This is a genomic window from Acidocella sp. (assembly GCF_052326845.1).
Taxonomy (GTDB): Bacteria; Pseudomonadota; Alphaproteobacteria; order Acetobacterales; family Acetobacteraceae; genus Acidocella.
In genome coordinates this window covers 1-11,219 of the sequence record NZ_JBKQJR010000117.1, presented here as the reverse complement: position 1 = coordinate 11,219, position 11,219 = coordinate 1, and the positions used below count along the sequence as shown (strand labels likewise).

The window sequence follows — 11,219 nt, the reverse complement described above, 5'->3', positions numbered from 1 at the left end:
CCTGGTCGGCAGGCTCATTATCGCGGAGACCTATGTCGCGCTGATCGCCGGCGTGGTCATCGGGTGCCTTCTCAGCGCCTTGGTCGGGCTTGTCGAGCGGTCGGCTCCTTCTTGGACTCGCGCATCGTCAGCAGGGCCTGGGCGGTGTTGCCCTCGGCCCAGGGCATGCGCGTAATGGTGTGCGGCACGGCAGTGCAGAGCCCGTCCGGATCGCCCGATTCCTGGGCGATGCCGTCCTCCACCACATCGTTGCCCCAGATGTCGAGCAGGAACACCGAGCGGGGAATGGCAAGGCCCGGGCCGAACAGAGTCTTCGACTTGCCCGGCTGCAGCCATTTGCCGCGCAGCACGCCATTCACATCGACGATGAACGCCTCAACGAAATCGCTCTGCGCCATCAGCGCGGCCTTCGCCGCGCCTTCGGTATCGGCAACCACGTTCAAGATGCCACCTCCGACTTCACAACGTCATAGGTCTGGTCGATGGATTTCTTGGCCAGGCGGACCATGAGGTCGATCTCGTCCTCGGAGATGGTAAGCGGCGGCGAGAACACCATGGTGTCACCCACGGCGCGCATGATCAGCCCGTTCTCGATGCAGAAATCGCGGCAGATCGTGCCCACGCGCCCCTTCTTCCCGAAGGACTTGCGCGTGCGCTTGTCCGCCGTCAGCTCGATCGCGCCGATCAGCCCCACGCCGCGGATCTCGCCCACAAGCGGGGAATCCCCCAGCGCCTCATTCAACTTGGCGCGCAGCAACTCGCCCTTGGTCGTGGCGCTGGCAACCAGCCCCTCGTTCTGGATGATCTCGATATTCTTCAGCGCCAGGGCGCAGGAAACCGGATGCCCCGAATAGGTGAAGCCGTGATAATACTCGCCCGCCTCATTGATCATCACCTCGGCCACGCGGTCATGCAGCATCACCGCGGAGAGCGGCAGGTAGCCGGAGGTGATGCCCTTGGCCATGGTCATCATGTCCGGCTTGATGCCGAAATAGTCGGAGCCGAACATCTTGCCGGTGCGCCCGAAGCCGCAGATCACCTCGTCGGCGATCAGCAGGATGTCGTTCTCCTTGCAGATGCGGTTGATCTCGGGCCAGTAGGTTTCGGGCGGAATGATCACGCCGCCAGCACCCTGGATCGGCTCGCCGATGAAGGCGGCGACATTCTCGGCGCCCAGCTCGTGGATCTTGGCTTCCACCTGCCTGGCGGCATAGATGCCGAACTCCTCCGGGCTCATCTGCCCGCCCTTGCCGTACCAGTAAGGCGGCAGCACATGCACGAAGTTCGGCATGTCACCGCCCTGGCGGTGCATGTCCTCCATGCCGCCGGCCGAGGCGCCGAGCGTGGTGGAGCCGTGATAGCCGTATTCGCGGCCGATGATGATTTTCTTGTTCGGCTTGCCCAGGGTCTGCCAGTACACGCGCGCGGTACGCAGCGCGCTGTCCACCGCCTCGGAGCCCGAACAGGCGAAGAAGGCGTGGTTCATGCCCTCCGGCGAGATCTGCGCCAGCCGCTGGGCCAGGCGGACAGCCGGCTCGTTCGTGGTTTTGAAGAAGGTGTTGTAGTACGGCAGCTTCGCCATTTGCGTGGCGGCAGCCTCGACCAGCTCCTGGCGGCCGTAACCGGCGGCAACGCACCACAGCCCGGCCATGCCGTCGAGGATCTTGTTGCCCTTGTCGTCGTACAGGAACACGCCCTCAGCCGAGGTGATCACGCGCACGCCGCGGGCATGCAGGTCCTTATGGTCGGTGAACGGGTGGAAATGATGCGCCGCGTCGAGCTCCTGAAGAGTCGCGGCCACGTTGATGTCATCCAACATTTTCTGATGTTTCCCCAATAATCTGGTCTGAATCGCCAAAATCCCGCCGCGCTACCGCGCACGGGTCACAAACACAGGCCGTCAGACGCGGGGAGGGCTGAATCCGATGCGTGCGCAGAGCAGCAGCAACTCCGCTTTAAGCTTGGGCTCGGGGAATGTGGCTGCCAAAACCATTCTTAAAGCTTGGCATGGCGGCACAACGGTTTCAAGAAATTTTTATTACTTCTTTATCGCTACGCCGCCAAGAACCTTAAGCCATCGGCTGAAATTGCTCAATTCCGGCGTGTCTATTGCGTGAAAGGGCGGGCTTGGGCAGTTAATACGCCATGTCCGATCTCGACCAGTTGCTGAACACCAGGGGGCAGAGCGCCGCATTCGGCGCCTATGTCACCGCCGCCTGTTTCGACCCCGCCAATGGCCAGCCCTGCTTCGCGCTGGGCGACGGCACGCTCCGCCTCGGCGCCGGTGGCGATTTCACCACCGTGACCGCGCATCAGGGCGCGGTGCTGAGCCTGTGCCCGCATCCGCTGGGCGGCTTCCTCTCGGGCGGCGATGACGGGCGGCTGATGCGCACCATTGGGGGCGAGGCGGCGGAGATCCAGAAATTCGGCTCCAAATGGGTGGAGCAGGTCGCGTCCTTCGCCGGCAAGACCTCCTATCTCGCGGCCGCCGTGGGCAAGGCCGTGCATCTGTTCACCGGCGCCGGGGAAAAGCTGCGCGAGCTGGCGCACCCCTCCACCGTCACCGGCATCGTGTTCGACGCCAAGGGCAAGCGCCTCGCCGCCTCACATTATAATGGCGCGTCGCTGTGGTTCACCGCCTCGGCCTCGGCGCCCAAGGTGCTGGAATGGAAGGGCAGCCACACCGGCATCGCGCTGCACCCGAATGGCGAGGCGCTGGTGACCACGATGCAGGAGAACGCGCTGCATGGCTGGACCCTGCCCGAGGGCAAGCACATGCGCATGTCCGGCTACCCGGCAAAGGCTGAATCCCTGGGCTTCACCAAATCCGGCCGCTGGCTGGCCACCGCGGGAGCGGAGAGCGTGGTGCTGTGGCCGTTCTTCGGCGGCGGGCCGATGGGCAAGGCTCCCAAGGAGCTGGGCATGGGGGATGGCATCGTCAAACGCGTGGCCTGCCACCCGGAGCATGAGGTGGTGGCCGCCGGGTTCGACACAGGCATGGTGCTGATCATCGACGTCAACCGCGAGCAGGTGGTGCCCATCTGCGGGCCGGGACGCGGCGTGGTCTCGGCGCTGGCGTGGAACGCCACGGGCACGCATCTCGCCATCGGCACGGAAACCGGCTTCGTCGCGCTGGTGACCTTCGCCCGAAACTAAAAGGCCGGAGGTTTTGCCTCCGGCCTAGTAGGGTTTTAACCAGCGCGGTTCTCCACCAGATCGGTGACCACGCCGGGGTCGGCCAGGGTCGAGGTGTCGCCCAGGCTCTCCGTCTCGTTGGCGGCGATCTTGCGCAGGATGCGGCGCATGATCTTACCCGAGCGGGTCTTCGGCAGGCCCGGCGCCCACTGGATCACATCCGGCGCCGCGATCGGCCCGATCTCGCGCCGCACCCAGGCCACCAGCTCCTTGCGCAGCGCCTCGCTCGGCTCCACGTCCGCCACCAGCGTCACATAGGCGTAGATGCCCTGGCCCTTGAGGTCATGCGGGAAGCCGACAACGGCGGCCTCGGCCACGGCCTCATGCGACACCAGCGCGGACTCGACCTCGGCCGTGCCCATGCGGTGGCCGGAGACGTTGATCACATCGTCCACGCGCCCGGTGATCCAGTAATAGCCGTCGGCATCCCGCCGCGCGCCGTCTCCAGTGAAGTACAGCCCCTTGAATGTGGAGAAATAGGTCTGCACGAAGCGGGCGTGGTCGCCGTACAGGCTGCGCATCTGCCCGGGCCAGCTATCGGCGATGCAGAGATTGCCCTCCGTCTCGCCATGCAGTTCGTTGCCCTCGCCATCCACCAGGATCGGGCGCACGCCGGGCAGCGGCCAGGTGGCGGAGCCCGGCTTCAGCGGCGTGGCGCCGGGCAGCGGCGAGATGAGAATGCCGCCGGTTTCGGTCTGCCACCAGGTATCCACGATCGGGCAGCGATGCTCGCCGACGACGCGGTCATACCAATGCCAGGCCTCGGGGTTGATCGGCTCGCCGACGCTGCCCAGGATGCGCAGCGATTTGCGGGAGGTCTTGTGTACCGGGGCTTCACCGTCGCGCATCAGCGAGCGGATGGCGGTGGGGGCGGTGTAGAAGATGTTGACCTGGTGCTTGTCCACCACTTCCCAGAAGCGCGAGGTGGTCGGATAGTTCGGCACGCCCTCGAACATCAGCGTGGTCGCGCCGTTCGCCAGCGGGCCGTACACAATATAGGTGTGGCCGGTCACCCAGCCGACATCCGCCGTGCACCAATAGACCTCGCCGGGGTGGTAATCGAACACGTATTGATGCGTGAAGCTCGCCCACACCATGTAGCCGCCGGTGGTGTGCAGCACGCCCTTCGGCTTGCCGGTGGAGCCGGAGGTGTAGAGGATGAACAGCGGGTCCTCGGCGTTCATCTCCACCGGGGTGTGCTGCGGCGAGGCTGCGGCGGTGATCTCCTCGTACCATACGTCGCGGCCCGGCTGCATCGCCACGTCGCCGCCGGTGAGCTTCGCCACGATCGCGGTCTTCACGCTCGGGCAGGTTTTCAGCGCCTCGTCGGCATTGGCCTTCAGCGCCACCTTGCGGCCGCCACGGCGTCCTTCATCAGCGGTGATGAGGGCGATGGAATTGCAGTCCTGAATACGGTTGGCGAGACTGTCGGGCGAGAAGCCGCCGAACACCACGGAGTGGATGGCGCCGATGCGCGCGCAGGCGAGCAGCGCCACCGCGGCTTCCACCACCATCGGCAGGTAGACGGTCACAACATCGCCCTTCTTCACGCCCTGGACGGTGAGCGCGTTGGCCAGGCGGCAGACCTTCTCGTGCAACTCACGGTAGGTCACCGTGGTGGCCATGTTCGGGTCGTCGCCTTCCCAGATGATCGCCACCTGGTCGCCGCGCTCGGCCAGATGCCGGTCCAGGCAGTTGGCGCTCGCGTTCAGCGTGCCATCCTCGAACCATTTGATCGAGACATCGCCGTGGAAGGAGGTGTTCTTCATCCGGGTGGGGGATTTGATCCAGGTAATGCGTTTGCATTCCTCGGCCCAGAACGCCTCCGGCTCGGCCACCGCCCTGGCGGCCATCAGATCGTATGTCTCGCGCGTGATCAGCGCATTCGCGGCGATTTCCGGCTTCACCGGGACGATTTCGGCATCCGACATTAATTTCCTCCGTCTTTTCATTTTGGCATTGGGCTCATTATGGCAAAGCCTCAGCCAAACAAAAAGAGCGGTCCAATCTGCAACAATCCTTTCCAGGCAAATTCTGCCCGAGATTGTTGCGCTTGTGTGAATACCCCCCTCCGGCGGAGGCGGAAGCCACGGGAAAGGTCAACAAATCGTTGACAGTACCGCCTATTTCTGTGCCAATTTTAATCCGCAATCGACCGCGGCTTGACTTGAATACGCGCTCCTGGCGACCGGACGCATGCAAGACTGGCACAACCCGGTTGCCCTTTGGCCTGGCGCGGCCCGGGGTTAATTCTTTTGAGGAGCGACGAGGACCTAATGGCTACCGGTACCGTGAAGTGGTTTAACACCACTAAAGGCTATGGCTTTATCGTGCCGCAGGATGGCGGCAAGGATGTGTTCGTGCATATCACCGCGGTGCAGTCCGCTGGCTTGCGCGGGCTGAACGAGGGGCAGAAGGTCTCCTACGAAATCGCCATGGAGCGCGGCAAGGCCGCCGCCATCAACCTGAAGGCCGTCTGACCCGCAAACGCAGGCGCTGAAATTTGGCAACGGGGCCAGCTGAGCCCCGTTGTTTTCGTTTGCCTTGGCATTGCTTCCCCGCTAGCTTTATTTCGTGTCCGGTAACTGCATCATAACCACGGGCACACGGGGTCTGACCGGCCATGCGGCTGGCTCATCCCGGATAAAAAGCAACGAGGAAACGAATGAATCACTTCAGCGCGCAGAATATGGCGCTCAGCTTCAAGCCCACGGCCGCGGGCGACATGCTGGATGCCGCTGTGCAACAATTCAGCCAGAAATACGCTATCGACTTTCTCGGCCGCCGGTACCGGTATGCCGAGATCGGCGCCCTCGCCAACCGGGCCGCCGCCGGGTTGCAGAATCTCGGCGTCACCAAGGGCGTCAACGTGGGGCTTTGCCTGCCCAACACGCCCTATTCCATCATCATGTACTACGCCATCCTCAAGGCCGGCGGCACGGTGGTGAATTTCAACCCGCTCTATACCGCGCGCGAAATGGAAACCATGGTGCGCGATTGCGGCGTGGACATCATCGTTTCGCTCGACGCCGCGCCGATCCATGAAAAGGTCAGCCAGCTGGTGTCGCAGGGCCTGTTCAAGCGGGTCATCGTCTGCCGCCTGACGGAGGCGCTGCCCACGCTGAAGGGCTTGGCGCTGCGGCTGTTCCGCCGCAAGGATCTGGGCACGGTGCCAAACCACGCGCCTTATGTCGAATTCTCGCAGCTGCTGAAGGGCCCGGCCCAGCCCGCCCCGGTGGAAATCGACCCCGAGCAGGACATCGCCGTGCTGCAATTCACCGGCGGCACCACCGGCACGCCCAAGGCGGCAATGCTCACCCATGCCAATATCACCGTGAACGTGCAGCAGGTGGCGGCGACACTGCCAAATCTGGAGCGCGGGGCGGAGCGCATGCTAGGCGTGCTGCCGTTCTTCCATGTCTTCGCCATGACGGCTATCATGAATCTCGGCCTGACCATGGGTGCCGAGCTGCTGCTGCTGCCGAAGCCCGACCCGAAGCAGCTGATGAGCATTATCTACAAGCGCAAGCCGACCATCGTGCCCGGCGTGCCCACGCTCTTCACCGCGATCGGCAATGCCGCCGAGGCTGCCGGCCGCACGGATCTCAGCTTCATCAAGCTCTGCTTCTCCGGCGGGGCGCCGCTCTCGCTGGAGGTGATGCAGCGCTTCGAGCGCCTCTCCAACAGCCGCATCCTGGAAGGCTATGGGTTGAGCGAGACCTCTCCCGTGCTCACGCTCAACCGGGTGGAACTGGCGAAGCCCGGCAGCGTCGGCCCTGCCGTGCCCGGCACGATTCTGGAAATCCGCGATCCGGCCAACCCGGAGATCATCCTGCCGCAGGGCCAGCGCGGCGAGATCTGCGCCCGCGGGCCGCAGGTGATGCGCGGCTACTACAACAAGCCTGAAGAAACCGCCTACGTGTTTACCCATGGCGCGCTCCGCACCGGCGATATCGGCTATCTCGACGAGGATGGCTACCTCTTCATCGTCGATCGCATCAAGGACGTGATCCTCTGCGGCGGCTTCAACGTCTATCCGCGGGTGATCGAGGAAGCAGCCTATCAGCACCCGGCGGTGCAGGACGCCATCGCCATTGGCATCCCCGACGCCTATCGCGGCCAGAGCCCCAAGCTCTATGTCGCGCTGCGTCCGGGCCAGCACGCCACGGGAGAGGAGATCCTGAACTTCCTGCGCGACAAGCTGAACCCGATCGAAATGCCGAAGAAGGTGGAAATCCGCGACAGCCTGCCCAAGACCATGGTCGGCAAGCTCTCCAAGAAGGAACTGGTGGCGGAGGAAGCGGCGCGGACACAGCCCGGGACTACTTGACCCCGGTCAATTGGTTGCGCGGGCGCCGGGGCTATAGGTTGGTGCCGTAACGAGCGCTCGCGCGCCATGCCGGGAGGTCGATGTTGTCCGACACGAGCCACGCCACCCCTCTTCCGCCGGAGCGCCTGCGCCGCCCCGCTGACCTTGCCAGCCTCGTCTTCCAGTCCACTGCGGAACTGACACCGTTCGACGGCTTCACCGGGCAGGAGCGCGCGCTCGGCGCCGTGCGGCTGGGCAGCGCCATCACCAGGCCCGGCTTCAACCTGTTCGCCATCGGCCAGCCGGGCCTGGCCATGCAGCAGGCAGTGGAGACCATGCTGCGCGAGGCCGCCGCGACCCGCGAGGCGCCACCGGACTGGGTGTACGTGAACAACTTCACCGAGCCGCACAAGCCGGTGGCAATCCGCCTGCCCGCCGGGCGCGCGGTGAAATTCAGCGCCGCGCTGCGCGAGCTGATCGAGGATCTGAAGGCGACGCTCCCGGCGGCGTTCGAGAGCGAGGACCACCAGAAGCGCCGCGGCGCGATGGACGAGGCATTCCAGAAAAAGCAAGCCGAGGCCTTCAAGGAATTGAACGACAAGGCGGTAGCGCGCGGGCTTGTGCTGCTGCGCACGCCGCTCGGCTTCGCCTTCGCGCCCACGAAGAACGGCCAGGTGGTCTCGCCGGATGAATTCCACAGCTGGGACGAAGCGGCGCGGCTGAAGGTCGAACAATCCATCCACGAGATGGAGAAGGAGCTCGAGCATGTCGTGCAGCAGATCCCCGCCTGGGAGAAGGCGCGGCGAGAGGAGATCCACAAGCTCAATCGCGACACCGCGAATTTCGCCGTTGGCCGGCTGATCGACGAGACCAAGGCGAAATTCGCCGACCTGCCGCAGGTATTGGCGCATTTCGAAGCCGTGCGGCGGGATCTGGTCGACAATGTCGGCATGTTCGTCGCAAAAGGCGAGGGTGAGGACGGACCGGCGCCGAGCCCCTCGCCGGGCGGGCCGTTCGACCGTTACGATGTCAATGTGTTCGTTGCCAACGATCCCGAGACGTGCGGCGTGCCCATCATCTCGGAGCTGCACCCAACGCTCGGCAATCTTACAGGCCGCATCGAGTATCTTTCGATGCAGGGCGCGCTGGTCACGAATTTCCGGCTGATCGAGCCAGGCGCGCTGCACCGCGCCAATGGCGGCTATCTGCTGCTGGATGTGCGCGCCTTGCTCGCCGAGCCGTTCAGCTGGACGGCGCTGAAGCGCGTGCTCAAGCGCGGCGAAATCGTCATCGAGGATGTCAGCCATTTCCTCGGCCTCGCCAGCACGGTGACGCTGGAGCCGGACCCGATCCCGCTCGACCTGAAAGTCGTTTTGTTTGGTGAACGTATCCTCTACTACCTGCTCACCCAGCATGACCCGGAGATGAGCGAGCATTTCAAGATCCTCGCTGATTTTGAGGATGATTTCGAACGCTCGGCGAAGAGCGAGGCCGCCTACGCCAAACTCATCGCCGCCATGGCGATGCAGGACAGGCTGCGCCCGCTGCAGCGCGATGCCGTGGCGCTGGTGATCGAGCAGGCGGCGCGCCTCGCCGACGATGCGGGCAAGCTGACGCTGGTGACGGATGAGATCCGCAACCTGATCGTGGAAGCCGACCACTGGGCGGCGCAATCGGGGCGCAAGCGGATCGAGCAGCAGGATGTGCAATACGCGCTGGACCAGCAGGTCTGGCGCGCCTCGCGCATCCGCGACCGCGACCAGGAGATGATCCTTGATAATGTCGCGCTGATCGAAACCACCGGCCAGCATGTCGGGCAGATCAACGGGCTGAGCGTGATGGAACTGGGCGGGTTCCGCTTCGGCCGGCCGACGCGCATCACCTGCCGCGTGCGCCCCGGCTCGGGCAATGTCATCGACATCGAGCGCGAGGTAAAGCTCGGCGGGCCGATCCATTCCAAGGGCGTGCTCATCCTCTCCGGCTTCCTGGCCGGGCGCTACGCGCTGGACGCGCCGATGTCGCTCTTCGCCAGCCTGGTGTTCGAGCAATCCTATGGCGGGGTGGAGGGGGACAGCGCCTCCTCGGCCGAGTTGTACGCCCTGCTCTCCGCGTTGGCCGAAGCACCGCTGCGCCAGGACATCGCGGTCACCGGCTCGATCAACCAGCATGGCGAGATCCAGGCGATCGGCGGCGTGAACGAAAAGATCGAGGGCTTCTTCGACATCTGCCGCAAGCGCGGGCTTACCGGCACGCAGGGTGTCGCCATCCCCGTGGCCAATGTGCGGCACCTGATGCTGCGGCAGGAGGTGGTGGATGCCTGCGCGGCCGGGCAATTCGCCATCTACCCCATAACCACCGCGGATGAGGGCATCACCCTGCTCACCGGCCTCTCCGCCGAGGCCCTGAACAGCCGGGTGGAGCAGCGGCTGAAGGATTTCGCCAAGATCCGCCAGCGGTTCGGCGCGTCCGAGGCCAAGCCCAAACCGGAGCCCGACACGCCATGACCACGCGGTGGACGTTCAAGCGGGTCGTCATCGACCTGCACCGTAGCGCCACCGACCTGTCGGTCATCGCACTGGCCAGCGAGCTTGCCGCGGCGATGGGGCTGGAGCTGTTCGGCCGCTTCATCCCCGCTTCAGGCCTGGTCAATCTGGCGCAGCTCCCCTTCGCCAGGGAGTTCCGCCCGATGGAGCGCGAATGGCATCGGCTTGACCCGGACCGCACGAGCCAGGACCTTGAGCTGGCCGCCGCCGCCGCGCGCCGGCTGTTTCAGCGCGCCGCCGGGTCCGCGCCCCGGCGATTCGAGATCGTCGAGGACCAGACCGGCGGGTTCCACCCGGAGGAGGACATCGCGGTGCTGCGCTATGCCGAGTGCCTGGGGGAATCCTGCGCCCCGGCGCTGGACGAGGCGCTGCGAAGCGCCGCCGCGGTGCTGATCGTGCCCGGTAACGCCAAGCCCCGGCGCGGCCCGGTCATCACCCTGGCGGAGTCCGGCGACGACCCGGCGCTGGAGGTTGCCTCCACCCTGGCGCACGCCGCCGGAGAAACGGCGATGAGCTTCGATGTGCACGGGCGCGGCCACGCGCTCATGCCACCCGAGACCCGGCTAATCGTCATCAGCCGCCAAGCCCTGCCGGATGACGCCCTGCTTGCCCTGGCAACGCTTAGGCGCGTGCCGGTGCTGGTCCTAAAACGTCCGGCATAGCGGAACGGAAGCGCCTCGCGCCATGAAGATCGACGCGGGCCCTGAAGGCTACTGGTTCATCGCGTTGAGGATGACGTCGGTAATGATGCCGGTGGCAATGGCGATCAACACGAACTGGTCACCATCCTGCACCCATTCATAACCGTAGGGCGGCTGGCGGAGATGGTAATGCTGCCAATTCCCGACGACGTAACGATTTCCATGGTAATAGTCGCCATGATGCCACTGGTGGCCGCTGGAATATGGCCCATGGCCCGGTTCGCCGGGAGATTCCTCGTGATTGTCCATATCGTTATGATACTGGCCATTATAATACTGGTCATTATGATACTGGTTGTTATGATATTGGCCCGGCGGCGCTTGCGGTCCCTCATGCTCCGGCGTCCCGGGCCCCGTACCCATATGTTGGGACGGTGCGCCTTGAGACTCGTTGTGCATGCTCATACCGTTATTATGCTGGCCGGGTGGCGTTTGCTGTCCCGCATGCGCCGGCGCCTCGGGCCCCGCACC

General features: G+C 64.7%; 10 protein-coding genes. 6 read left to right on the top strand and 4 right to left on the bottom strand.

The features are described 5' to 3' along the window. Positions 1-71: 71 nt before the first annotated feature. Together ACLPJJ_RS07705 and ACLPJJ_RS07700 are read right to left on the bottom strand one after the other, a co-directional pair. Positions 72-443, bottom strand: a complete 372-nt coding sequence (locus ACLPJJ_RS07705; RefSeq protein WP_443590367.1) for a hypothetical protein — start codon at positions 441-443, stop codon at positions 72-74. After that, positions 440-1,819 (bottom strand): aspartate aminotransferase family protein, encoded by a 1,380-nt coding sequence (locus ACLPJJ_RS07700; RefSeq protein WP_443590366.1) that lies wholly within the window; start codon positions 1,817-1,819, stop codon positions 440-442. The genes ACLPJJ_RS07705 and ACLPJJ_RS07700 overlap by 4 nt, the downstream gene beginning before the upstream one ends. A 106-nt stretch (positions 1,820-1,925) precedes the next feature. On the opposite strand from ACLPJJ_RS07700, the gene ACLPJJ_RS07695 reads away from it, so the two are divergent. After that, a complete protein-coding gene (locus ACLPJJ_RS07695; RefSeq protein ID WP_443590365.1) occupies positions 1,926-2,117 on the top strand; it encodes a hypothetical protein in 192 nt (63 codons plus the stop codon). A gap of 28 nt (positions 2,118-2,145) precedes the next feature. Then, complete coding sequence (locus ACLPJJ_RS07690; RefSeq protein ID WP_443590364.1) at positions 2,146-3,156, top strand: WD40 repeat domain-containing protein; 1,011 nt, start codon at positions 2,146-2,148, stop codon at positions 3,154-3,156. 35 nt (positions 3,157-3,191) lie between these two features. Here the strand turns inward: ACLPJJ_RS07690 and acs are convergent, their stop codons facing one another. After that, a complete protein-coding gene (gene acs / locus ACLPJJ_RS07685) occupies positions 3,192-5,126 on the bottom strand; it encodes an acetate--CoA ligase (protein WP_443590363.1) in 1,935 nt (644 codons plus the stop codon). Between the two features lie 345 nt (positions 5,127-5,471). On the opposite strand from acs, the gene ACLPJJ_RS07680 reads away from it, so the two are divergent. From ACLPJJ_RS07680 to ACLPJJ_RS07665, 4 genes are all read left to right on the top strand, one after another. Continuing rightward, positions 5,472-5,675 (top strand): cold-shock protein, encoded by a 204-nt coding sequence (locus tag ACLPJJ_RS07680; RefSeq protein ID WP_443590362.1) that lies wholly within the window; start codon positions 5,472-5,474, stop codon positions 5,673-5,675. Between the two features lie 185 nt (positions 5,676-5,860). Then, positions 5,861-7,525 carry a long-chain-fatty-acid--CoA ligase gene (locus ACLPJJ_RS07675; RefSeq protein ID WP_443590361.1) on the top strand — a complete coding sequence of 555 codons (1,665 nt, stop codon included), beginning with the start codon at positions 5,861-5,863 and terminating at the stop codon, positions 7,523-7,525. 80 nt (positions 7,526-7,605) lie between these two features. Beyond that, the gene (locus ACLPJJ_RS07670) at positions 7,606-10,008 is read left to right on the top strand and encodes a Lon protease family protein (RefSeq protein WP_443590360.1); all 2,403 of its coding nucleotides are present in this window, start codon (positions 7,606-7,608) and stop codon (positions 10,006-10,008) included. Beyond that, entirely contained in the window at positions 10,005-10,709 is a 705-nt protein-coding gene (locus ACLPJJ_RS07665; protein WP_443590359.1) for a hypothetical protein, read from the top strand. Before ACLPJJ_RS07670 ends, ACLPJJ_RS07665 begins: the two co-directional genes overlap by 4 nt. A gap of 48 nt (positions 10,710-10,757) precedes the next feature. Here ACLPJJ_RS07665 and ACLPJJ_RS07660 read toward each other — a convergent pair. Further along, positions 10,758-11,219: RcnB family protein (locus tag ACLPJJ_RS07660; protein ID WP_443590358.1), on the bottom strand; the 462-nt coding region annotated here is incomplete at its 5' end.